This window comes from Citrobacter sp. Cu233, from assembly GCF_030332225.1.
Lineage (GTDB): Bacteria > Pseudomonadota > Gammaproteobacteria > Enterobacterales > Enterobacteriaceae > Citrobacter.
On the sequence record NZ_JAOWIF010000031.1, the window covers coordinates 311,994 to 334,898 of the forward strand.

Annotated in this window: 18 protein-coding genes and 6 pseudogenes; 21 read left to right on the forward strand and 3 right to left on the reverse strand. The window is 52.7% G+C overall.

Annotated features, from left to right (window positions below; genetic code table 11):
• The first annotated feature begins 28 nt into the window (after positions 1-28).
• Positions 29-1,558, forward strand: a complete 1,530-nt coding sequence (gene nuoM, locus OGX95_RS07945; protein WP_005129465.1) for an NADH-quinone oxidoreductase subunit M — start codon at positions 29-31, stop codon at positions 1,556-1,558.
• Between the two features lie 6 nt (positions 1,559-1,564).
• Positions 1,565-3,022: an NADH-quinone oxidoreductase subunit NuoN gene (gene nuoN, locus OGX95_RS07950; RefSeq protein WP_286629045.1), complete on the forward strand. Its 1,458-nt coding sequence runs from the start codon at positions 1,565-1,567 to the stop codon at positions 3,020-3,022.
• Positions 3,023-3,080: 58 nt separating this feature from the next.
• Here the strand turns inward: nuoN and OGX95_RS07955 are convergent, their stop codons facing one another.
• Complete coding sequence (locus OGX95_RS07955) at positions 3,081-4,085, reverse strand: chemotaxis protein (RefSeq protein WP_286629046.1); 1,005 nt, start codon at positions 4,083-4,085, stop codon at positions 3,081-3,083.
• Between the two features lie 64 nt (positions 4,086-4,149).
• The gene (gene rbn, locus OGX95_RS07960) at positions 4,150-5,067 is read right to left on the reverse strand and encodes a ribonuclease BN (protein WP_286629047.1); all 918 of its coding nucleotides are present in this window, start codon (positions 5,065-5,067) and stop codon (positions 4,150-4,152) included.
• Positions 5,068-5,134: 67 nt separating this feature from the next.
• Between rbn and OGX95_RS07965 the strand changes: the two genes are divergently transcribed.
• The 11 genes and pseudogenes from OGX95_RS07965 (at position 5,135) to OGX95_RS08015 (ending at position 16,343) form a co-directional block, all read left to right on the forward strand.
• A complete protein-coding gene (locus tag OGX95_RS07965; RefSeq protein WP_286629048.1) occupies positions 5,135-5,596 on the forward strand; it encodes a GNAT family N-acetyltransferase in 462 nt (153 codons plus the stop codon).
• Between the two features lie 53 nt (positions 5,597-5,649).
• Positions 5,650-5,955, forward strand: a complete 306-nt coding sequence (gene elaB, locus OGX95_RS07970; RefSeq protein WP_286629049.1) for a stress response protein ElaB — start codon at positions 5,650-5,652, stop codon at positions 5,953-5,955.
• A 94-nt stretch (positions 5,956-6,049) separates the two neighbouring features.
• Positions 6,050-7,348, forward strand: coding sequence for an isochorismate synthase MenF (gene menF, locus OGX95_RS07975; protein WP_286629050.1), 1,299 nt, complete (start codon positions 6,050-6,052; stop codon positions 7,346-7,348).
• Positions 7,349-7,435: 87 nt separating this feature from the next.
• Complete coding sequence (menD, locus tag OGX95_RS07980; RefSeq protein WP_286629051.1) at positions 7,436-9,106, forward strand: 2-succinyl-5-enolpyruvyl-6-hydroxy-3-cyclohexene-1-carboxylic-acid synthase; 1,671 nt, start codon at positions 7,436-7,438, stop codon at positions 9,104-9,106.
• A gap of 305 nt (positions 9,107-9,411) precedes the next feature.
• The gene (locus OGX95_RS07985) at positions 9,412-9,963 is read left to right on the forward strand and encodes a tyrosine-type DNA invertase (RefSeq protein ID WP_286629052.1); all 552 of its coding nucleotides are present in this window, start codon (positions 9,412-9,414) and stop codon (positions 9,961-9,963) included.
• 423 nt (positions 9,964-10,386) lie between these two features.
• Positions 10,387-10,923, forward strand: a complete 537-nt coding sequence (locus tag OGX95_RS07990) for a fimbrial protein (RefSeq protein WP_286629053.1) — start codon at positions 10,387-10,389, stop codon at positions 10,921-10,923.
• Between the two features lie 62 nt (positions 10,924-10,985).
• Positions 10,986-11,648 carry a fimbrial biogenesis chaperone gene (locus tag OGX95_RS07995; RefSeq protein ID WP_286629054.1) on the forward strand — a complete coding sequence of 221 codons (663 nt, stop codon included), beginning with the start codon at positions 10,986-10,988 and terminating at the stop codon, positions 11,646-11,648.
• A gap of 30 nt (positions 11,649-11,678) precedes the next feature.
• On the forward strand, positions 11,679-14,228 hold the full coding sequence (locus OGX95_RS08000) for a fimbria/pilus outer membrane usher protein (protein ID WP_286629055.1): 2,550 nt from the start codon (positions 11,679-11,681) through the stop codon (positions 14,226-14,228).
• Between the two features lie 19 nt (positions 14,229-14,247).
• Positions 14,248-15,288, forward strand: a complete 1,041-nt coding sequence (locus tag OGX95_RS08005) for a fimbrial protein (protein ID WP_286629056.1) — start codon at positions 14,248-14,250, stop codon at positions 15,286-15,288.
• 12 nt (positions 15,289-15,300) lie between these two features.
• Positions 15,301-15,810 carry a fimbrial protein gene (locus tag OGX95_RS08010; protein ID WP_286629057.1) on the forward strand — a complete coding sequence of 170 codons (510 nt, stop codon included), beginning with the start codon at positions 15,301-15,303 and terminating at the stop codon, positions 15,808-15,810.
• 34 nt (positions 15,811-15,844) lie between these two features.
• Positions 15,845-16,343: pseudogene (locus OGX95_RS08015) on the forward strand (tyrosine-type recombinase/integrase).
• Between the two features lie 51 nt (positions 16,344-16,394).
• Here OGX95_RS08015 and OGX95_RS08020 read toward each other — a convergent pair.
• Positions 16,395-16,751, reverse strand: a pseudogene (locus OGX95_RS08020) (MBL fold metallo-hydrolase); the annotation flags it as partial.
• Between the two features lie 59 nt (positions 16,752-16,810).
• Here OGX95_RS08020 and OGX95_RS08025 point away from each other — a divergent pair.
• The 8 genes and pseudogenes from OGX95_RS08025 to pmrD all read left to right on the forward strand — a co-directional run.
• A pseudogene (locus tag OGX95_RS08025) lies at positions 16,811-17,133 on the forward strand (GNAT family N-acetyltransferase); the annotation flags it as partial.
• A 287-nt stretch (positions 17,134-17,420) separates the two neighbouring features.
• Positions 17,421-17,669: pseudogene (locus OGX95_RS08030) on the forward strand (chorismate-binding protein); the annotation flags it as partial.
• A gap of 73 nt (positions 17,670-17,742) precedes the next feature.
• Positions 17,743-18,534, forward strand: a pseudogene (locus tag OGX95_RS08035) (thiamine pyrophosphate-binding protein); the annotation flags it as partial.
• Between the two features lie 33 nt (positions 18,535-18,567).
• Positions 18,568-19,272: pseudogene (gene menH / locus OGX95_RS08040) on the forward strand (2-succinyl-6-hydroxy-2,4-cyclohexadiene-1-carboxylate synthase); the annotation flags it as partial.
• A 14-nt stretch (positions 19,273-19,286) separates the two neighbouring features.
• Complete coding sequence (gene menB, locus OGX95_RS08045) at positions 19,287-20,144, forward strand: 1,4-dihydroxy-2-naphthoyl-CoA synthase (protein WP_137384147.1); 858 nt, start codon at positions 19,287-19,289, stop codon at positions 20,142-20,144.
• Positions 20,144-21,106 carry an o-succinylbenzoate synthase gene (gene menC / locus OGX95_RS08050; protein ID WP_286629058.1) on the forward strand — a complete coding sequence of 321 codons (963 nt, stop codon included), beginning with the start codon at positions 20,144-20,146 and terminating at the stop codon, positions 21,104-21,106. Before menB ends, menC begins: the two co-directional genes overlap by 1 nt.
• Entirely contained in the window at positions 21,103-22,533 is a 1,431-nt protein-coding gene (menE, locus tag OGX95_RS08055; RefSeq protein ID WP_286629059.1) for an o-succinylbenzoate--CoA ligase, read from the forward strand. The genes menC and menE overlap by 4 nt, the downstream gene beginning before the upstream one ends.
• 106 nt (positions 22,534-22,639) lie before the next feature.
• Entirely contained in the window at positions 22,640-22,903 is a 264-nt protein-coding gene (gene pmrD / locus OGX95_RS08060) for a signal transduction protein PmrD (protein WP_286629060.1), read from the forward strand.
• Positions 22,904-22,905: the final 2 nt, after the last annotated feature.

Genomic DNA, 22,905 nt, shown 5'->3' on the forward strand with positions numbered 1-22,905 from the left:
GGGACTTAAACAAGGAACAAAGATCACCATGTTATTACCTTGGTTGATATTAATCCCTTTCATCGGTGGCTTCCTGTGCTGGCAGACCGAACGCTTTGGCGTGAAGGTGCCGCGCTGGATAGCGCTGATTACCATGGGACTGACGCTGGCGCTTGGTCTGCAACTGTGGTTGCAGGGCGGCTATTCACTGACGCAATCCGCTGGCATTCCGCAGTGGCAGTCTGAGTTTATCCTGCCGTGGATCCCGCGTTTCGGCATCTCTATTCACTTAGCAATCGACGGTTTATCGCTGCTGATGGTAGTGCTGACTGGTCTGCTCGGTGTTCTGGCGGTACTGTGCTCCTGGAATGAAATCGAAAAATACCAGGGCTTCTTCCACCTGAACCTGATGTGGATTCTGGGCGGCGTGATCGGCGTGTTCCTTGCCATCGACATGTTCCTGTTCTTCTTCTTCTGGGAAATGATGCTGGTGCCGATGTACTTCCTGATCGCGCTGTGGGGGCATAAAGCCTCTGACGGTAAAACGCGTATCACGGCGGCAACCAAGTTCTTCATTTACACCCAGGCGAGTGGTCTGGTGATGTTGATTGCCATCCTGGCGCTGGTGTTTGTGCACTACAAAGCCACTGGCGTCTGGACTTTCAACTACGAAGAACTGCTGAATACCCCGATGTCCCACGGTGTGGAATATCTGCTGATGCTGGGCTTCTTCATCGCTTTTGCGGTGAAAATGCCGGTGGTTCCGCTGCACGGCTGGTTGCCGGACGCGCACTCCCAGGCACCGACCGCAGGTTCCGTTGACCTGGCGGGGATCTTGCTGAAAACCGCAGCCTACGGTCTGCTGCGCTTCTCTCTGCCGCTGTTCCCGAACGCGTCGGCGGAGTTCGCACCTATCGCGATGTGGCTCGGCGTTATCGGTATCTTCTACGGTGCGTGGATGGCCTTTAATCAGTACGATATCAAACGTCTGATTGCCTACACCTCGGTATCGCACATGGGCTTCGTACTGATTGCTATCTACACGGGCAGCCAGCTGGCGTACCAGGGTGCGGTTATCCAGATGATCGCTCACGGTCTGTCCGCAGCCGGTCTGTTCATTCTGTGTGGGCAGTTATACGAACGTCTGCATACGCGTGATATGCGTATGATGGGCGGCCTGTGGGGCAAAATGAAATGGTTGCCTGCACTGTCCATGTTCTTCGCCGTTTGTACGCTGGGTATGCCGGGTACAGGTAACTTTGTTGGCGAATTCATGATTCTGTTCGGCAGCTACCAGGTGGTTCCGGTCATTACGGTGATCTCAACCTTTGGTCTGGTGTTTGCTTCTGTATACTCGCTGGCGATGCTGCATCGCGCTTACTTTGGTAAGGCGAAAAGCCAGATTGCCAGTGTTGAACTGCCAGGGATGTCGCTGCGTGAGCTGTTTATCATCCTGTTGCTGGTCGTGCTTCTGGTACTGCTTGGCTTCTATCCGCAGCCGATTCTGGATACCTCGCATTCTGCGATGAGCAACATCCAGCAGTGGTTTGTTAATTCCGTTACTACTACAAGGCCGTAAATCGCCATGACAATAACTCCACAACACCTGATTGCGCTGCTACCGCTGCTGATCGTCGGCTTGACGGTGGTGGTTGTGATGCTCTCCATTGCGTGGCGACGCAATCACTTCCTCAATGCCACGCTGTCGGTCATTGGTCTTAACGCCGCGCTGGTTTCGCTCTGGTTTGTTGGCCAGGCGGGCGCCATGGACGTCACCCCGCTGATGCGGGTCGACGGTTTCGCCATGCTCTATACCGGGTTGGTACTGCTGGCGAGTCTTGCTACCTGTACCTTTGCTTACCCATGGCTGGAAGGCTACGACGACAACCGGGAAGAGTTCTACCTGCTGGTGCTGATTGCCGCACTGGGTGGAATTCTGCTTGCCAATGCTAACCATCTGGCAGCGCTGTTCCTCGGTATCGAACTGATCTCTTTGCCGCTGTTTGGCCTGGTCGGTTATGCCTTCCGTCAGAAACGTTCACTGGAAGCCAGTATCAAATACACCATCCTGTCTGCCGCAGCGTCTTCCTTCCTGCTGTTCGGTATGGCGCTGGTGTATGCACAGTCCGGCAACCTGTCGTTCGTTGCACTTGGTAAGAGCCTCGGCGACGGCATGCTGCATGAGCCGCTGCTGTTGGCTGGCTTCGGTCTGATGATCGTGGGTCTGGGCTTCAAACTTTCACTGGTGCCGTTCCACCTGTGGACGCCAGACGTATACCAGGGTGCTCCGGCCCCGGTTTCCACCTTCCTGGCGACGGCGAGCAAAATCGCTATCTTCGGCGTGGTGATGCGTCTGTTCCTGTACGCGCCGGTTGGTGACAGCGAAGCGGTACGTATTGTGCTGGGTGTGATTGCCTTCGCGTCCATCATCTTCGGTAACCTGATGGCGCTGAGCCAGACCAACATTAAGCGTCTGCTCGGTTACTCTTCTATCTCTCACCTCGGCTATCTGCTGGTGGCGCTGATTGCCCTGCAAAGCGGCGAGATGTCGATGGAAGCGGTAGGCGTGTATCTGGCCGGTTATCTGTTCAGCAGCCTCGGCGCGTTCGGTGTGGTCAGCCTGATGTCCAGCCCGTATCGTGGTCCGGATGCTGATTCACTGTTCTCCTACCGTGGTCTGTTCTGGCATCGCCCGATCCTTGCGGCAGTGATGACGGTGATGATGCTGTCTCTGGCCGGTATCCCGATGACGCTGGGCTTTATCGGTAAGTTCTACGTACTGGCTGTCGGTGTACAGGCTAACCTGTGGTGGCTGGTTGCCGCGGTGGTGGTCGGTTCCGCGATTGGTTTGTACTATTACCTGCGCGTTGCTGTGAGCCTGTACCTGAGCGCACCACAGCAACTGAACCGCGATGCACCGTCTAACTGGCAGTACAGCGCTGGCGGTATCGTGGTGTTGATCTCTGCTCTGCTGGTTCTGATCCTCGGTGTCTATCCGCAACCGCTGATCAGCATCGTGCAGCTGGCAGCGCCGCTGATGTAAGCGACACGCTGAAACGAAAAAACCCGCCTCGGCGGGTTTTTTTATGGGGGCAAAGCTATCAGGCGGAAAGCTGGCGGCTCACCAAAGGACCACTAACATCTTTTGCTGCACGATCCATCACTTCCTGAATAACAGAAGATAATTCGTTGACCTCGAATTTAGCCACGTAGCCATCTGCTTTCACTCGGCGAACGTGATCTTCGTTGGCGCTACCGGAAAGTGAAGAGTGGATAACAACCGGGATCTTCTTCAGACGTTCGTCGGTTTTTATCTTACGGGTCAGTGTGAAACCGTCCATCTCTGGCATTTCCAGATCGGTCAGCACCAGGGCGATTTTCTCACTGATTGGCTTACCTTCCGCTTGTGCCTCTTCGGAGAGTTGCTGAATTTTGTCCCAGGCATCTTTGCCCGTGACATGCATCAGATGCGGAATTTCCATCGCGTTCAGTCCTTTCTCCAGCATCGCCCTGGCAACTTTGGAGTCTTCCGCAACAATGGCCACCGCACCCGGCGTGATATTGAATTTGCTGGTTTTCAGGTCGGTTGCACGTAAATCGTGGTTGGACGGCACAATGTCATACAGGATCTGTTCGACATCAAGCACCAGCGCCAAATTGTTGGTTTCTTTGTCGTCGTCCAGACAAGCAATACTGGTGATGTAGCGACCATTGACGGCTTTCTCAGCAGTGTGCACCTGCTGCCAGTCGAGGCGCATAATGTTCTCTACTGACTCCACCGCAAACGCCTGTACGCTGCGGGCGTACTCTGTGATCAACAGGATATTAAGCCCGGTTTCAGGTTTACACCCGGCGACAGCAGGCAGGTCGATCACCGGGATCACCTGGTCCCGGATATTCACCATGCCTAACAGCGGAGCCTTCATGCCGGCAGGGCGGGTAAATGTTGGCATCGGAACGATTTCACGGAGTTTGAAAACGTTGATGCCAAACAGCTCTGATTTCTGCTCTTCAACCGACTTGCCGAGGCGAAACAGCAGCAGCTCAAAGCGGTTAGACAAGGTAAGATTGGTCCTGTCATCAATATCTTTCTGGAAATTGTTCATCCTGTCCTCAGTGTGAAAGCCAGCCTTTCCACTGTTATCGGCACTGAGGCGGAAAAATAAAGCGTTAAACGGTGAAAATGGCGAAATCGTGAGCCAGTTCCGTTGCCGGGAACAGTGCTCTGCACTCTTCAAGTAACCGCTGGCAGCCTTTTGCATCGTAGCGTGAGCTGACGTGGGTCATGATGAGTCTGCCCACATCGGCGTCCCGTGCCAGCTGTGCGGCCTGACGGGTAGAACTGTGCCCCCGGCTGTTGGCCTTTTCTTCCATAGAGGCGTCCAGCGTGGTTTCATGCACCATCACGTCCACCCCTTTTGCCAGTTCAATAGCGCTCGCACAGGGGCCGGTATCACCAAAAATGGCGACGGACTTTCCCTTAATTGCCGGGGCGAGAAAATCGGCCCCGTTAATTGTGCGCCCGTCTTCCAGCACGATCGTTTTTCCCGCTTTGAGATCCTGAAAACAAGGGCCTGGTTTAACGCCCGCCGCTTTGAGCGCGTTGGCATCAAGCGCGCCGGGTTTGTCGTGTTCTTCAACACGAAAACCGTAGCACTCCAGCGGATGTTCCAGTCGAAACGCGGTCACTTTACGCAGGCCATCGTCGAGAATCTCCCCGGCGGTGATTTCTACAATATCCAGCGGGTAATCGGTCCAGGAACCGCTTAGTCGCAGGGCTGTCTCGGTAAATTCCCGTAATCCTTTCGGACCGTAAAGCGTCAGCGGCTGGACGTTCCCCGCCATTGAACGGCTGCACAGCAGCCCTGGCAAACCAAAAAGGTGATCGCCATGCAGATGACTGATAAAAATACGATCAAGTTTGCCCGGGTTGAACGGGGTGCTAAGCATTTGATGCTGCGTCCCTTCGCCGCAATCAAAAAGCCACAAACCTGCCTGAGTCGGGTGTTGCAGATTCAGTAATATTGCCGTTACATTGCGAGAGCGTGTGGGAACTCCCGCAGACGTACCTAAAAATAGTAATTCCATCTTTACGTTACACTTTTCGCCATCAATGAGGCAGGGTGTTCAGGTTATCACAACAAAGGGGCAGACAATGATCCACTGGCAAGATCTCCATCATGCAAAGCTGAGTGTTCAGGAGCTGTATGCCATTCTTCAGCTTCGCTGCGCGGTATTTGTTGTTGAGCAACAATGTCCGTATCAGGACGTGGATGGCGACGACTTAGTCGGGGAGAACCGTCACATACTGGGATGGAACAATGATGAACTGGTGGCGTATGCGAGGATTCTGAAAAGTGACGATGATCTGGAGCCAGTTGTAATTGGTCGGGTGATTGTAAGCGAAGCGCTACGCGGTGAAAAATTGGGGCAGCAGTTAATGACGAAAACGCTGGCATCCTGTACACAGCATTGGCCGCATAAGGCGTTATACCTGGGGGCTCAGGCGCATCTGCAATCGTTCTATGCGAGATTTGGTTTCGTTCCAGTCACGGAGATCTATGACGAAGATGGTATTCCACACATCGGTATGGCGCGTGAGGGGCATCAAGCGTAAACAGCCCCGGTCGTCTATAGTTAGCGGGTACGTCAATAGAAAGGGAGAATATAATGTCTTTTCATTCTTACGAATCACGTATTGATGACGATTTGGAGTTGTTGAGCGAAACGCTGGAAGAAGTGCTACGTTCTTCCGGCGATCCTGCAGACCAGAAATACCTTGAGTTGAAAGCGCGGGCTGAGCAGGCGTTAGAAGATGTGAGAAACCGCGTTAGTCACGCCTCTGACAGTTACTATTATCGTGCAAAGCAGGCTGTTTGCCGGGCAGATGACTATGTACACGAAAAACCCTGGCGTGGGATCGGCGTGGGGGCGACAGTCGGTTTAGTGATGGGATTATTGCTGGCACGGCGATAAATATAGCGCTGTCATCGCACTCCCTATACGGGGGTACTGCTTTTTCTGCCCAGTACCCCGTATAATGAGAGGTTTTTAACAGGGAGAGGTCCGCGTGTATTCAATCACTACTGCGCTGGAAAGTCTGATGCGCTTTTTGTCGCAAGAGATACCGGCAGCACCTGGCATTCGTATTTACGACATCCCTTTCCCTCTGAATGACGCTTTTGACGCTTTAGGATGGCTGGCCAGCCAGCCCGTCTGGCCGCAGTTTTACTGGCAGCAACGTAACGGCGATGAAGAAGCCGCTGTGCTGGGCGCAGTTGCGACATTCTCCTCACTGGAATCCGCCCAACGGTTTTTACGCCAACATGATAATTACCCCGAACTGCGCGTCTGGGGCCTGAATGCGTTTGAGCCGCAGCGCGGTAATTTATTGCTGCCTCGCCTGGAATGGCGACGCTGTGCCGGGGTTGCAACCTTACGACTACACCTGTATAGCGACGTGTCGTTGCGTGAAGATGCCGCGCAGGCCGCTGCGTTTATTTCAACACTTGCGCAGGTAAAACCGCTTCCCTCATTGCGTCTGATTTTGACGGGAGAGCAGCACTGGCCGGATAAAGACGGTTGGGTTCGCCTTATTGAGCTTGCCACGCAGACCATTGCTGAGGAAGAACTCGACAAAGTGGTGCTGGCGCGTGCGACCGATTTACAGTTCTCTCAGCCGGTGAACGCGGCGGCGGTTATGGCCTCCAGTCGTCGTTTAAATCTCAACTGTTACCACTTCTATATGGCGTTTTCCGCCGAATCTGCTTTTCTTGGCTCTTCTCCTGAACGTCTGTACAGGCGGCGTGACACGGCACTGCGCACTGAAGCGTTGGCCGGAACCGTTGCCAATCATCCTGACGATCATCGCGCCTGGCAGCTTGGTGAATGGCTGATGAAGGACGATAAAAACCAGCGTGAGAACATGTTGGTGGTGGAAGATATTTGCCAACGGCTGCAGAACTGTACGCAAACCCTTGATGTCTTGCCTCCGCAGGTACTCAGACTGCGAAAAGTACAGCATCTTCGCCGCTGTATCTGGACTGCACTCAATCAGGCGGATGATACGCTCTGTCTGGTACAGCTACAGCCTACTGCAGCCGTAGCGGGTATTCCGCGCGAGCTGGCGCGTGAATTTATCCAACATAATGAACCCTTTGAACGCGAGTGGTATGCCGGTTCCGCGGGTTATCTTTCACTGCGTCAGAGCGAGTTTTGCGTGTCATTACGTTCAGCGAAAATTAGCGCAAACGTAGTGCGCCTGTATGCCGGGGCGGGGATCGTGCGCGGTTCAGATCCTGAGCAAGAATGGCAAGAAATAGATAATAAAGCGGCAGGGTTACGTACTTTATTACAGATGGAAGGATAATGATTTCGTGTATATTCCCGACTCATATCAAAAATCCATTTATTCGATTCTTTATACTGTGTCGCAATATTGATACCGGACAATCTCATGTCAGTAAGCGCATTTAACCGACGCTGGGCGGCGGTCATTCTGGAAGCACTCACTCGCCACGGCGTCAGGCATGTTTGCATTGCCCCTGGCTCTCGTTCGACGCCGTTGACGTTAGCGGCAGCGGAAAACCCCGCTTTTATCCATCATACCCATTTTGATGAGCGCGGACTGGGACATCTCGCCTTAGGCCTGGCGAAAGTCAGCAGGCAACCTGTTGCCGTTATTGTCACCTCTGGTACGGCGGTAGCGAATTTGTATCCGGCGCTGATTGAAGCCGGGCTGACCGGTGAAAAACTGATTTTACTCACAGCTGACAGACCGCCTGAGCTTATTGACTGTGGCGCTAACCAGGCGATTCGTCAGGCCGGCATGTTTGCGTCGCATCCGTCGCAAACGCTCTCTTTACCACGCCCGACGCAGGACATTCCGGCAAGCTGGCTGGTGTCTACTATCGATAACGCCTTAGCGGCGCTGCATAGCGGGGCGGTTCATATAAACTGTCCGTTTGCCGAACCCTTATATGGCGAGATGGACGAAACGGGTCTGGCCTGGCAGCAGCGTCTTGGTGACTGGTGGCAGGATGATAAACCCTGGTTGCGCGAAGCGCGTCGACTGGAAAGTGATAAACAGCGCGACTGGTTTTTCTGGCGGCAAAAACGTGGTGTGGTACTTGCCGGGCGTATGAGCGCCGAAGAGGGCAAGAAAGTTGCGCTCTGGGCACAGACGTTAGGTTGGCCACTCATTGGTGATGTGCTGTCGCAAACCGGACAGCCGTTGCCCTGCGCCGATCTGTGGCTGGGGAACGCGAAAGCGGTAGCTGAATTAGAGCAGGCGCAGATTGTGGTGCAGCTCGGCAGTAGTCTGACCGGTAAACGACTGCTGCAGTGGCAGGCCAATTGCGACCCCCAGGAATTCTGGATTGTCGACAATATCGAAGGACGTCTGGATCCTGCTCATCATCGTGGACGTCGGCTGGTGGCAAAAGTGGGCGACTGGCTGGAGCTGCATCCGGCTGAGAAACGCCAGCCCTGGTGTGTGGCGATCCCGCGGCTGGCGCAACAGGCATGGCAGGCGGTAGAAGCCCGCCGTGACACGTTTGGCGAAGCACAGCTGGCGCACCGTATTCGCGAGTATCTGCCAGAACAGGGACAGTTGTTCGTAGGGAACAGCCTGGTTGTACGGCTGATTGACGCACTTTCGCAGCTTCCGGCAGGTTTCCCGGTTTACAGCAATCGCGGTGCGAGCGGGATTGACGGTCTGCTATCAACGGCGGCAGGCGTACAGCGTGCCAGTGCGAAATCAACGCTGGCTATCGTCGGCGATTTATCGGCACTGTATGACCTGAATGCGCTGGCCTTATTGCGCCAGGTTTCCGCGCCGTTTGTCCTGATTGTGGTGAATAATAACGGCGGACAGATTTTCTCCCTGCTGCCAACCCCGCAAAGCGAACGTGAACGGTTCTACCTGATGCCGCAGAACGTCCATTTTGAGCATGCCGCGGCGATGTTTGATCTCAAATATCACCGCCCGGAGAACTGGGCGCAACTGGAGAACGCACTGACGAACGCCTGGCGTACACCGGTGGCAACGGTGATTGAGCTGGTCGTGAATGAAACTGACGGGGCGCAAACCCTGCAGCAACTGCTGGCGCAGGTAAGTCATCTATGATTCTGCATGCGCAGGCAAAAGAGGCTCAGGCAGGTTCGCCTTGGCTGATTTTGTGCATGGGTTTTCCGGCGATGACACTCGGCGTATCGCCGCAGCCGCTGATGTAGTTTGACTCGCCATTAATGAATAAGGATCGCTTCGGCGGTCCTTTTTTATCTATATGTATTGAGTGGATGTTTTCTTTAATATACGTATTTCTCATGCTTTTTATCATATTAATCTCACTTTACGTTTCCCCTTGCACTCTTATTTTCCGTACTATTATTAATACGCACACTATTGTGTTTTGTAGGCGGAGAAAGTCAATGAAATCAAGGCGTAAGCACTTAACTATTGGGGAGGTTCAACGTTTGGTTGATGCGGCCAGACAGGGAGCAAACCCAGAGCGCGATGTCTGCTTGCTGTGGATGTGTTTTAATCATGGATGTCGGGTAAGCGAAATTCGCCACTGGCGGCTTTCCGATATCGATATTGAAAGTGGGGTTATTTATATCAGCCGGCTGAAGAATGGTTTTTCAACGACTCATCCTATTTATAAGCGAGAGGTGAAGATACTTAATGAGTGGCTGAGTGTGCGTAAGAATTATCCCGGAAATAATTCTGAATGGCTTTTTTTATCACGTAATGGCCAGCCGTTGTCGCGCCAGAGAATATATCAGATGATGAAGAATCTTAGTCTGGATGCACAGCTTGAAATCAACGCCCATCCACATATGCTGCGCCACGCATGCGGCTTTGCGCTGGCTAATAACGGTGTGGACACACGATTAATCCAGGATTTCCTGGGGCACAGAAATATTCAGCATACGGTTATCTATACGGCAAGCAATGATGCGAGATTTAGGGAGGTTTGGTAAATGAAATAGTCATTTTGTATCAAACTGACTCCTATGCTATCCACAGGTGATAATAATGTCAATTTGTGATTAACAATCTTTTTCTTATATTTTTCATGTTGTTATTTAAATTATATTGGCGGTTTATTTTTTTATGATATTTGATTTATGACGTGTATGGCTTTTTCCGTTACTCTTTTTGGTTTTTTGTCATGTTTATTAGGTTTTATCCTGGTAAATATAAAATAAAAGTCACCTTCCCTGGTAATATATATTCCAATTAATTGAAGTGGTCAGTTTGATACAAAATGACCACTTCAAAATATTATACTCATTTCATGGGTCAATGTTTTGCTGCGTTATTACTATCAGGCGTAAATAAAAGGATGCGCACGGTATTGCGCTTTTAAGTTAGTGCATTGATTGCATTGAAAAGGATTAATCATGAAAAAAACATTACTTGCTGCTGTTATTGCCAGTTGCGCGACGTTCTCTGGTGCTGTGCTGGCAGATGACGGTCAGGTGAGATTTACTGGCGAGATCATTGATGCCGGTTGTGACGTGGTCAACGACCTGTCTAACCCGCTGATCGTTGATATGGGACAGATTGCTAAGACTGCGTTTGCCGGTACTGGTACTACTGCGGCTGAGCAAGGTTTCGATATTAAACTGGAAAACTGCCCGACTACCGTGACTAAAGCGTCAGTATTGTTCTCTGGCGATAACGTTGGTGGGGACAATGAAAAACTCAAGCTGACTGGCGCAGGTACCGATCCTGATGTGGCAAAAGGCGTATCGCTGCAACTGGTTGACGGCAGCAACAATAACATCCTTCCACTGTTCGCGCGTTCTACCAGCCTGACCATTCCGGCTAGCGGCAATATCGATCTGCCGTTCCGTGTCCGTTATATCCAGACAGACACGACTATCGTTGTCGGTAAAGCTGACGGCGCCGCGAACTTCACTATCAGCTACAACTGATCCTCCGTCTATTAGACCGTGCTAGCGAGCCGTAACCGGCTCGCTTTTCCAGGGAGTTGGAGATGAAACGATACCTGAAAGTGCTAATGGCTGGATGGCTATTGGTAGGCGCTGCGGCACATGCGGGCGTCGTCACCGGTGGTACTCGCCTGATTTATCCCGGCGGCAAAAAAGAGTCCTCTCTGAGCGTAACGAATAATGATGCTACGCCTTACCTCATTCAAAGTTGGGTTGAGGCCGATAACGGGTCTTCTCCCTTTCTGTTAACGCCGCCTTTGTTTCGCCTCGAGGGTGAACAGCAGACCCACCTGCGGGTGATTTATAGCGGTGGATTACCGGAAAACAAAGAAAGTATGTTCTGGATGAATATCAAAGCGATTCCATCCTCACAAGTTAAAGCTGGTGCGAATACGTTACAGATAGCGATTAAAACGCGTATCAAATTAATTTATCGACCGAAATCCGTTGAGGGAACGCCGGAAATGGTAACGGAGCAGCTTCGCTGGACGCGCAGCGGTAATACATTACAGGTCACTAATCCAACTGCTTTCTATATGAATTTCGCTGAGGTGAAGATCGGCGGCGCAGAAGTCAAAGAAGCCAACTGGGTAGCGCCTGGCGCGACGGCTCGTTTCGAATTACCGCGCGGCAGCACAGGCTCTTTGCAGTGGAAACTGATTAATGATTACGGCGGTATTGGCGCGCAGCATAACGCTAATTTGTAAAGGCTGTCAGGCCAGGGAGTTCCAGAGAGAATGAAAAACAATCATAACAAATGGCGGCTTAACCGGATAGCCGGATCTCTGGCCGTTGCCTTGATACCGTGGTGTGATGCAGCACTGGCGCGGGATGTGTTTAACCCGGCGTTACTGGAGATGGATGGCCCACATACGGGCGTCAGGGATTTATCAGCCTATGAACAGGCTGGAGGGCAGCAGCCGGGAACCTATCGGGTTGATATTTACCTCAATAATGTCTTTATGGAAACCCGGGATGTGACTTTTCAGCAGAGTCGAGTCTCGGGCACAACGGAATTACAGCCCTGTCTGAGCGTCGAGGAGCTTGCCGAATGGGGCGTGCGCGTTGCGCAATTTCCCGAGTTAGGACGCAAATCGGCGGACTGTGCGGATTTGGATGTCATACCGCAGGCAAAATCAGACTTTCGTTTTAGCCAGCAGCGGCTGCTATTAAGCTTCCCTCAGGCTGCGGTTTATAGCGCGGCACGGGGCTGGGTTGACCCGAAGCAGTGGGATGACGGGGTTACTGCGCTTCTGTTGAACTACTCTTTGAGCGGGGCAAACAACTGGTCGCGCCGGAACGACATGCCGAATAGCGACAATCAATACGTTAACCTGCGTCCCGGAATCAACATTGGGCCGTGGCGTTTGCGTAACTACACAACCTGGAACCGCAGCAGCAGTGGTGGAGAGTCCAGTAACAGTTGGGATACGGTTTATACCTATGCTCAGCGCAATATTCATGCCCTGCAAGGGGTGATGACGCTGGGGGACAGCAGCACCGATGCTGATGTTTTCGACGGCATACCTTTTCGTGGGGCGATGCTAGCTTCCGATGACGATATGCTGCCGGAAAGCCTGCGCGGCTATGCGCCGGTCGTCCGCGGGATTGCACGAACTAATGCTCAGGTCATTATTCGTCAGAATGGATATGAGATTTACCAGACCTACGTCTCCCCTGGCGCTTTTGAAATCACCGATATGTATCCAACCGGTGGTTCGGGCGACTTATCTGTCACCATCAAAGAATCCGATGGCAGTGAGCAGAACTTGATAGTGCCTTATGCTTCCCTCCCTGTCCTGCAGCGTGAGGGCCGTCTGAAATATAGTGTGACTTCCGGCGTCTATCGCGCCTACGACAATAGCATTGATGAGACGCCTCTCACTCAGGCGACGGCTATTTTTGGCCTGCCGTGGGGGTTGACCTTATATGGCGGTGGACAATTTAGCAGTAAATATCAGTCGTTGGCGTTGGGGATGGGTAAAAACCTCGGTGAATTTGGTGCCGTATCGACAGATGTCACCCAGGCCTGGTCTAACCGCCAGGATAAAGACAAAGAGAACGGCCAGTCGGTTCGTGTTCGTTACAGCAAAGATCTCCCAGGCTTAGGCACTAACGTCTCCCTTGCAGGATATCGCTATGCGACCAGTGGTTATTGGGGGATGCAGGAAGTGCTGGATACCTATCGGGATGACAATTATACCTCTTCAATCGAACGGCGGCGTAACCGGGGAGAAATGACCCTTAGCCAGAGTCTTGGCGATGAAATGGGGTCGATGTCGCTGAGCTATATCCGAGAAGATTACTGGAACACCGGGCGCACCATGGAATCCGTTGGTGTCGGTTACAGCAACAGCTGGTACGGCATCAGCTATAGCATGAACTACAGCTATAACCGCAATACAACCGACCAGAGCACCGGCAAGCGTAATGATGAAGATCACCTGTTCGCGCTGAGCATTAGCATTCCTCTGGGCGAATGGCTGCCGAAGCCGGTTTATGCCAGCTACTCCCTGAATAGCAGCAAAAATGGTTCAACCAACAACAATCTGGGTCTCTCCGGCACCTTTCTGGAGCGTAATAACCTGAGCTGGAGCGTACAGGAAGGGTATACCAGTCAGGGAAGGGGAGAGAGTGGCAGCGTCAATGCAGACTGGCGTGCGACCTATGCTGAGCTTACAGGCGGCTACAGCCATGATAAATATAGCCATCGTCTCAATTACTCCCTGCGCGGTGGAGCGCTGGTGCATGAGAACGGCCTGACGTTGGGGCAGCCTTTTGGTGAAACCCTTGCCTTAATTAAAGCTCCCGGAGCTGCGGGGGTCGGCGTGAATAACCAGACTGGCGTCAGGACTGACTGGCGAGGCTATACCGTGGTGCCTTATGCCTCGCCATATCGTAAAAACACGTTAACCCTTGATACCAGTACGATGCCGGATGATGTTGATCTTGAACTCACTACTCAGACGGTGGTGCCGACTCGCGGAGCTGTGGTTCGCGCAAATTACGCCACCAGCGTGGGCAACCGGGTGCTAATGACGGTGCGTCGAGCGAATGGTCAGCCTGTACCATTCGGTGCCATGGTTAGCATACCCGGAGCTGCGGTGTCAGAGCAGGCTTTTATCGTTGGCGATGGTGGGCAAGTCTACCTGAGCGGACTGGAATCTAACGGTGTACTCAATGTGAAATGGGGGGCAGGCGCACAAGAGCGCTGCCGGGTCCAGTATGCATTACCGTCAGGAAAAACCCTCATCGGCATTATTGTAGCCCAGGGGCTATGTCGTTAATCGAAAGGATGTAGAGATAATGAAACGATTTTCATGGGGTATATTAGCAAGCCTGACAGCGCTTATTGTGTCGCCGCAGGCTATGGCGGCAACTGGCTGGTGTCAGAATAATAGTGGCGCTCCGTTTCAGGACAGTTTTTCGTTTATTAATACATTTACTAGCCCCTCGCAAAACCAGACCGGAATGGAGTTTGATCGCCTTTATCATTGGAATACCGGGGGAACCTATATAGCAAAATGCGATTGCGTGAGCAGAAATTCCTATGGCCCTGTTCTTTATAAAGCGACAATCCCTGGATTAGCTGAGACGCAAACCCGCAGGGGGCTAAATTTTTACCGTCTGAATAAATACCTGGAAATTGCCAGTGAGTTATTTATTGCAGGACATCTGAATCAGTATGTTCCGACTCCTGTGATGAATAAGAGTAATCTGTATGATACTTCACTTACTTGCGGCTCGAATGGTTCAGCGTTTGATACCGGTTCGCGAGGATATATTTCACTCTATTTTACCCGGCCGTTTGTCGGTCAGGTGGTAATTCCACCGACGATAATCCTCAATGTCTACGGAACGAGGACCTCAGGGAGTTACAGCTCAATTCCCATGACGCAGATCTCAATGAGTGGCTCGGTAACGGTACCGCAATCCTGTGAAATTAATACTGGCCAGCCGATTAACGTCGATTTTGGCAATATTGCTGCTAATAACTTCAAAACGGCCAGCCAGATGCCGATGGGGTTTACTCCGCATACGGTAAATATGATGGTGGCATGTACCAATATTTCCGCTGGAGTAAAAATATCTCTTTCATTCCAGGGGGGGCAGGATAGTCATGACAATAGTGCGCTAGCGACGACTAATAGCGATATTGCGGTACGGATTGAAAGTATTACCGGCGTCAAAATCCCCGTTATCTCAGGGATGCTTCCGATCAATATGAATTATTCAACTCAGACTGGGGATACGACCATGAAAATCTATCCGATTAATACCTCCGGAAATGTACCCGACGGCGGTGGATTTACGGCCACGGCAACCATTCAGGCAGAAATTGAATAACAGGGGCAAATAATGAAAAAGGTGCTGTGGCTGGTATTGTTGCTGCCTGTTTTTTCATCATGGGGCGGAATACCTTTGAATGTAAAAGGGAATATCTATTTTCTTCCCTGTGACGTGAGTACCGACACCCAGTATCAGGAGGTGAAATTTGGCACGCTTCTGAACGTAGATATGCAAACGGCCGGTAATGCATCGGAGTGGGAAACCTTTATCTTAAATATAGAAAACTGCCCGGCAGGAACCACCAAAGCGACGGTGAAATTTGTTGGTGTCACCGATGGTGATGACGCGGCGCATTTCGCCAATATGGCCGCCAGCGACGCAGCGCAGAATATTGCACTGCAAATAACCAATACCGACCATTCCACAACCTATAAAAATCAGGACCAGATGACTATTGCTATTAACAGCAGTACCGGCAAGGGTGAATTTCCGCTGGCTGCTCGATTATATTCGACCCAGGGCGGGGTAACGGTCGGGAAATTCGAATCAGTGGTGCAGATGACTTTTACTTATCAGTAATTTTATGTATCAAATGGATGAAAAGGAATGTCGTATGCAGGTTGCAACGGAATATCTTAGCGTGAAAGACGTTGAGCGCCTGGTGCTCGCTGCACATTATTGTGCTCATCCTGAGAGAAATAGCTGCATGATCAAAATGTGCTTTTTGCACGGTGGTCGAATTAACGAAATTACCGCATTAACTTTGCGATATATTGACTTTTCGGGGAGGCGGGTTTATGTTCGCCGGGCGCGTCATGATATCTCAGGGTATCATCTATTACAACCCAAAGAGATTATTTCATTACAGCGCTGGTTGCTGGCCAGAAGAAAGTGCTATCCGGCCCGTAGCGATCTGCTATTTATCTCTTCACGGGGAAATAAAATGACCCGTCAACGTTTCGCTAAAGAAAAATATCCATCCGCGAATGCTGCGTCATGCTTGCGGCTATGAGTTGGGCAAAAAAGGGGTTGATGACGACGCTATACAGGATTATCTCGGTTATCGAAATTTAAAATATACCCTGCGTTATAATAATTATGTTGAAGAATAAATATTGGCGTAATCGTGACTCTTCTTATTTGCCGCATTACGCTTTTTTAATCTACGGTATAACCCGAAAATCTTCTGCCAGCACGGTTGACGGGAATACTTCCCGACACTCTGCCCGCAACCGCTGACAGCCTTGCGCATCATAGCGAAAACTAAAGTGAGTGGCGATAAGAGTACCAACGCATACCTCCCTCGCCAATGCAGTCGTTTGCTAGCTTGACGAATGCCCGCGCCCGTTGGCTTTTTCCGCCATCGCCTGCTCGAGAGTCACTTGATGAACCATAGCATTTACGCCGCGCGCCAGTTCCAGTGCCTAGGGACAGGGGGAGGTATCGCCGAAAATAGCCAGCTTTTTCCCCGGCGTTGATGGGCCAGGATACCTGAGGCTATCAATTACCCGACCATCTTCCTGATCAAGCGTTAAACCCTGCGTCGGGCGGCTGCACCGCAGGCCGGGGAGACCGAACAGATGATCGCCATCTTCTCGGCTGGCACGGTGATGAACTGGTGGCCTGCGCGCGTATGGTCAAGAGCGATGATGAGTTTGAGCCGGCGGTGATTGGGCGGGTAATTGTCAGCCCGGCGGTGCGCGGCGAGAAGCTGGGTTATCAACTGATGGAGCAGGTGCTGGCCAGCTGTCGTCAGCACTGGCACAAAAGGCTATCTATCTTGGCGCTCAGACGCATCTACAAAAACTTTACGTTAGCTTCGGCTTTGTGCCGGTCACCGAGGTTTATGACGAGGACGGTATCGATCATGTGGGCATGGCACGCGAAATTGCCACCCACTAACCATCATGCTGGCTAAAACCGTTCCCTCATCGTGAGTACTGCTATTTCGCCGCAGTACCCCTTATAATGTGGTTTTTTACTCCGTGGAGGTTTGCGAGCTGTCTGTTTCCACCGTGCTGGAAAGCCTGTCCAGCTGTCTGGCTGAAGATTTCCCGCCATCCCCCGGCACGCGAATTTTCGATATCCCCTTCGTGCTGAATAACGCTTTTGACCCTCTGCTGTGGTATAGTCATCAGCCGCACTGGCCGCAATTTTACTGGCAGCAGCGCAACGGCGATGAAGAACTGGCCGTTCTGGATTTCATCATCCGCAATGAGCTTTTTGCCCGCGACGGGTATGCCGGGTCTGCTGGTTATCTGTCGCTGGCGCGAAGTGAATGCTGCGTCTCTCTGCGTTCGGCAAAAGTAGAGCACGATACGCTTAGATTGTACGCCGGGGCAGGAATTGTCAGCGGTTCGGACTCCGAACAAGAGTGGCAAGAAATTGAAAATAAAGCTGCAGGATTGCGTTCGTTATTGCTGACAAAGCCTGGATAAAACGATGTATATCAAAGCTCGATCACTTTGTATTATCTATACTTAGCCTCAATTGTTGATACCGGACAAATTCATGTCAGTAAGCGCATTCAACCGACGTTGGGCGGTGGTGATCCTTGAAGCTTTAACGCGCCACGACGTGCAGCATATCTGCATTGCGCCCGGTTCGCGCTCAACACCTTTAACCCTGGCGGCGGAAAACCGTGCATTTATTCATCATATTCACTTTGACGAAGGCGGCCTCGGTCACCTGGCACCAGGGCTGGCGAAGGCCAACGGCCAGCCGGTGGCGGTGATTGTCACCTCTGGCACCGCGACGGCCAACTTCTATCTGGCGCTGATAGAAGCCGGATTGACCGGTGAAAAACTCATTTTACTCACCGCAGACCGGCCGCCGGAGCTGATTGACTGCGGTGCGAACCAAACCCTTCGTCAGCCGGGCATGTTTGCCTCGCATTCGTCGCAGACGATATCCCTACCGCGGCCATCACAGGATATTCCCGCCAGTTGGCTGATATCGACTCTCGACCAGGCGCTTGGTGCGCTACACTCCGGCGGCGTTCATATAAACTGTCCGGTTGCCGAACCGTTGTACGGCGATATGGACGATACCGGTGTCGAGTGGCAGCAGCAACTGGGCTGCAGCCTGACCAGCAAACGCGTTTTGCAGTGGCTGGCGACCTGCGAGTCTGACGAGTACTGGCAGGTGGACAACCTGCCGGGGCGTCAGGATTCGGCGCATCATCGTGGTCGTCGCCTGATTTGTCATATCGATCGCTGGCTTGAGCTGCATCCGGCGGAGAAACGCCAGCCGTGGGCTGTCGTTATTCCTGAGTTGGCGCGCCGGGTGCTGCACGCGGTGGTTGAACACGGCCAATCCGACTACCCCTGGCTGGTTTTCCTGCACGGATTTTCCGGTGATCGCCGGGAATGGCAGGCGGTCGGTGAAGCATTCCCGGACTATTCGCGGTTGTATATCGACCTGCCTGGCCACGGCGGTTCTGCTGATATCAGCGTGAACGGATTCGATGACGTTAGCGATTTGTTACGTAATACGCTGCTTAGTTACAACATACTTAACTACTGGCTGGTGGGATATTCGCTTGGCGGCAGAGTCGCAATGATGGCGGCCTGTCAGGGGATGCCGGGACTCTGCGGTCTGGTTGTTGAAGGTGGGCACCCGGGCTTACAACACGAAGATGAGCGCGTTCAGCGTCGTCTTTCAGATGGACGTTGGGCCGCACGTTTTCGCCGTGAGCCGTTGCACGATGTATTTAATGACTGGTACCAGCAACCGGTTTTCGCTTCGCTGGATATGACCGAAAGAGAGGCGCTGGTCGCTTTACGCTGCCAGAATAAGGGTGAAACGTTGGCGGCAATGCTGGAAGCCACCTCGCTGGCCGTACAACCTGATTTACGTGTGCAACTGAAAACGCGCACATTTCCGTTTTATTATTTATGTGGTGAACGTGACGATAAATTCCGCGCTCTGGCGGCGGAACTATCCGTACCGAACCATGTGATTCGTAATGCCGGACACAACGCGCATCGGGAGAATCCCGCTGGCGTGGTGGACTGTCTGGCTCAGATTCTGCGTCGCTGACTATAGGACATTTTATGATTTATCCTGATGAAACAATGCTTTACGCACCGGTAGAATGGCTTGACTGCTCTGAAGGCTACACCGACATTCGCTATGAGAAATCCACCGACGGTATCGCAAAAATCACCATTAATCGTCCGCAGGTACGCAATGCTTTCCGTCCTGTCACCGTCAAAGAGATGATTCAGGCGCTGGCGGATGCTCGCTATGATGACAATATTGGCGTGATTATTCTGACCGGTGCGGGCGATAAAGCGTTCTGCGCGGGTGGCGATCAAAAAGTACGTGGCGATTACGGCGGATACCAGGATGATTCCGGAGTGCATCATCTGAACGTTCTGGACTTCCAGCGCCAAATTCGCACTTGTCCGAAACCGGTTGTCGCGATGGTGGCCGGGTATTCCATCGGTGGTGGTCATGTGCTGCACATGATGTGTGATCTGACTATTGCGGCTGAAAACGCCATCTTTGGTCAGACTGGCCCGAAAGTCGGTTCCTTCGACGGCGGGTGGGGCGCGTCCTACATGGCACGCATCGTAGGTCAGAAAAAAGCACGTGAAATCTGGTTCCTGTGCCGTCAATACGATGCAAAACAGGCGCTGGATATGGGCCTGGTCAATACCGTGGTTCCGCTGGTCGATCTGGAAAAAGAGACTGTGCGCTGGTGTCGTGAAATGCTGCAAAACAGCCCGATGGCGCTGCGTTGCCTGAAAGCTGCACTGAATGCCGACTGTGATGGTCAGGCAGGTCTGCAGGAGCTGGCCGGTAACGCGACCATGCTGTTCTACATGACGGAAGAAGGTCAGGAAGGCCGTAACGCCTTTAACCAGAAACGCCAGCCTGACTTCAGCAAATTCAAACGGAATCCGTAATGCGTAGCGCGCAGGTATACCGTTGGCAGATCCCCATGGACGCGGGGGTGATTTTGCGTGACAGGCGGTTAAAAACGCGTGACGGGCTGTACGTTTGTCTTCGTGACGGCGAGCGCGAAGGGTGGGGAGAGATCTCTCCACTACCGGGCTTCAGCCAGGAAACCTGGGAAGAGGCGCAAACTGCGCTGCTGGCCTGGGTTAACGGTTGGCAGCAGGGGGATTCATCCTTACCAACGCTGCCTGCCGTCGCATTTGGTGTTAGCTGTGCGCTGGCCGAGCTTGCGGGTACGTTGCCTGAGGCGGCGGACTATCGTGCTGCGCCGTTGTGTACAGGTGATCCTGACGATCTGGTGCTGCAACTGGCAGACATGCCTGGCGAGAAAGTTGCGAAGGTAAAAGTCGGTCTGTATGAGGCTGTTCGCGACGGTATGGTCGTTAACCTGTTGCTGGAGGCGATCCCGGAACTGCACCTGCGGCTTGACGCCAATCGTGCCTGGACGCCGCTGAAAGCCCAGCAGTTTGCGAAATATGTCAATCCTGAGTATCGCGGGCGCATTGCCTTCCTCGAAGAGCCGTGTAAAACCCGTGATGATTCCCGCGCGTTCTCGCGTGAAACAGGGATTGCCATTGCCTGGGATGAAAGTCTGCGTGAAGCCGATTTCACCTTTATGGCCGAAGAGGGCGTGAAGGCTGTCGTCATCAAGCCTACGCTGACGGGTAGCCTCGACAAGGTTCGTGAGCAGGTTGAAGCCGCACACGCGCTCGGTCTCACCGCCGTAATCAGCTCCTCTATCGAGTCGAGCCTGGGCTTAACCCAGCTGGCGCGCATCGCCGCCTGGTTGACGCCACAGACTATCCCTGGCCTGGATACGCTCAGTCTGATGCAGTGCCAGCAGGTACGCGCGTGGCCAGGCAGTCCGTTGCCGTGCATTGAGATAGATGCGCTGGAACGATTGCTATGACCCAGTGGGAAATGCCCGATGGCGCAAGCGCATCGGGCCTGGTGCGGTTGTCCGATACTCCTGATTTTACTGACTGGCCGTGGCGTCACTGGCGGCAGGCTCGTGCGGACGTGCCAGCCTTACGCCTCAATGATGAGGTGTTAAGCTGGGGCGATCTCTGTGCACGAGTCGATTGCCTGGCAAGCGGCTTTGCGGCTCAAGGTGTAGAAGAGGGCGATGGCATATTGCTCCGCGCCTGGAATCATCCCCGTTCGCTGCTGGCCTGGCTGGCATTGTTGCAGTGCGGGGCACGAATTTTACCTGTGAACCCGCAGTTGCCACAGTCGTTGCTGGATGCGTTAATCCCGGATCTGACGCTGTGTTTTGTGTTGGATCTGGAAGGAGAAAGTCCGCTCCCGGGACTGACACTGCTGCGGATGCTGGAACCGTCTGGCGAGCATGCTGCCGCCTGGTTGCCTCAGCGCTTGAGCACTATGACGTTAACCTCCGGCTCAACCGGACTGCCTAAAGCGGCGGTACATACTTGTCAGGCGCATTTGGCGAGTGCGCAGGGGGTGCTGTCACTGATGCCATTTGGCGAAGACGATGACTGGTTGCTCTCGCTACCGTTATTTCACGTTTCCGGTCAGGGGATTATGTGGCGCTGGCTGTTTGCGGGGGCGCGTATGACCGTGCGCGATAAGCAGCCGTTAGAGCAGATGCTGGCGGGTTGTACCCATGCTTCGCTGGTTCCCACGCAGCTTTGGCGGCTGTTGGTCAATAACACACCGGTATCGCTAAAGACCGTGTTGCTGGGAGGTGCAGCGATTCCTGTTGAATTGACTGAACAAGCGCGTGAGCAGGGTATTCGCTGCTGGTGCGGTTACGGGTTGACGGAGTTTGCCTCCACGGTTTGTGCGAAAGAAGCCGATGGTAAGGCGGATGTCGGCTCTGCACTACCAGGCAGAGAAGTCAGGATTGTTGATGATGAAGTCTGGCTGCGTGCCGCCAGCATGGCGCAAGGGTACTGGCGTAACGGACAGCTTTATCCGCTGGTTAATGCGCAAGGCTGGTTTGCCACCCGCGATCGTGGCATCGTGCATGATGGCAAGCTAACCATTGTCGGGCGGATGGACAACCTGTTTTTTAGTGGCGGGGAAGGGATCCAACCGGAAGAGGTAGAGCGCGTTATTGTATCGCATCCCCATGTTCTGCAAGCTTTTATTGTTCCAATAGAAGATGAAGAATTTGGCCACCGCCCCGTTGCGGTTGTGGAGTACGATGCCGAAGCCGGAAGTATTGATCTGGCAGAATGGGTGAAAGATAAGCTGGCACGTTTCCAGCAACCCATTCGTTGGCTCACTTTACCCGCAGAATTGAAAAGCGGTGGTATTAAGATTTCTCGCCGGGCGCTGCTGGAGTGGGTCCGTACCTGCGGTAAAGCTTAAGAAAGCATTAAATTTATCTCGCATAATTGCCACTCCCTGGCCATTGTCCTTTGGTTTATCTGCTAAAGTGTAACCTGGTGTGAAAATCATTAGCAAAAGGTGCGCTATGGAATGGCATGTGAAGAAGTCTTGTTTTAACCAAAAAGCAGGGAGGCTCTATATTGTACTTTCTGATACCGGTGGTTCGTTGAAAATGCTGGCTGAAGCGCAAGCCTGTGAGCGTGTAAAAGCCGGCGATCTCCTGTCACCGCTAAAAGATGCCCAGTATTGTATTAACCGTGACACATCGCGAGTGATTAAAATCATTGATGCCAGACAGTATCTCTGTGAAGAATGGGAGCGTCTGCGACAGCTGTCTGACGATAAATGATC

Excerpts from the sequence above, each read along its gene's own strand:
- OGX95_RS07985 (WP_286629052.1), top strand. The coding sequence starts at position 9,412 with ATGAAATCAAGGCGTAAGCACTTAACTATTGGGGAGGTTCAACGTTTG.
- OGX95_RS07965 (WP_286629048.1), top strand. The coding sequence starts at position 5,135 with ATGATCCACTGGCAAGATCTCCATCATGCAAAGCTGAGTGTTCAGGAG.
- menE (WP_286629059.1), top strand. The coding sequence starts at position 21,103 with ATGACCCAGTGGGAAATGCCCGATGGCGCAAGCGCATCGGGCCTGGTG.
- nuoM (WP_005129465.1), top strand. The coding sequence starts at position 29 with ATGTTATTACCTTGGTTGATATTAATCCCTTTCATCGGTGGCTTCCTG.
- OGX95_RS08000 (WP_286629055.1), top strand. The coding sequence starts at position 11,679 with ATGAAAAACAATCATAACAAATGGCGGCTTAACCGGATAGCCGGATCT.
- OGX95_RS07990 (WP_286629053.1), top strand. The coding sequence starts at position 10,387 with ATGAAAAAAACATTACTTGCTGCTGTTATTGCCAGTTGCGCGACGTTC.
- rbn (WP_286629047.1), bottom strand. The coding sequence starts at position 5,067 with ATGGAATTACTATTTTTAGGTACGTCTGCGGGAGTTCCCACACGCTCT.
- OGX95_RS08010 (WP_286629057.1), top strand. The coding sequence starts at position 15,301 with ATGAAAAAGGTGCTGTGGCTGGTATTGTTGCTGCCTGTTTTTTCATCA.
- elaB (WP_286629049.1), top strand. The coding sequence starts at position 5,650 with ATGTCTTTTCATTCTTACGAATCACGTATTGATGACGATTTGGAGTTG.
- menC (WP_286629058.1), top strand. The coding sequence starts at position 20,144 with ATGCGTAGCGCGCAGGTATACCGTTGGCAGATCCCCATGGACGCGGGG.
- pmrD (WP_286629060.1), top strand. The coding sequence starts at position 22,640 with ATGGAATGGCATGTGAAGAAGTCTTGTTTTAACCAAAAAGCAGGGAGG.
- OGX95_RS07995 (WP_286629054.1), top strand. The coding sequence starts at position 10,986 with ATGAAACGATACCTGAAAGTGCTAATGGCTGGATGGCTATTGGTAGGC.
- OGX95_RS07955 (WP_286629046.1), bottom strand. The coding sequence starts at position 4,085 with ATGAACAATTTCCAGAAAGATATTGATGACAGGACCAATCTTACCTTG.
- nuoN (WP_286629045.1), top strand. The coding sequence starts at position 1,565 with ATGACAATAACTCCACAACACCTGATTGCGCTGCTACCGCTGCTGATC.
- OGX95_RS08005 (WP_286629056.1), top strand. The coding sequence starts at position 14,248 with ATGAAACGATTTTCATGGGGTATATTAGCAAGCCTGACAGCGCTTATT.
- menD (WP_286629051.1), top strand. The coding sequence starts at position 7,436 with ATGTCAGTAAGCGCATTTAACCGACGCTGGGCGGCGGTCATTCTGGAA.
- menB (WP_137384147.1), top strand. The coding sequence starts at position 19,287 with ATGATTTATCCTGATGAAACAATGCTTTACGCACCGGTAGAATGGCTT.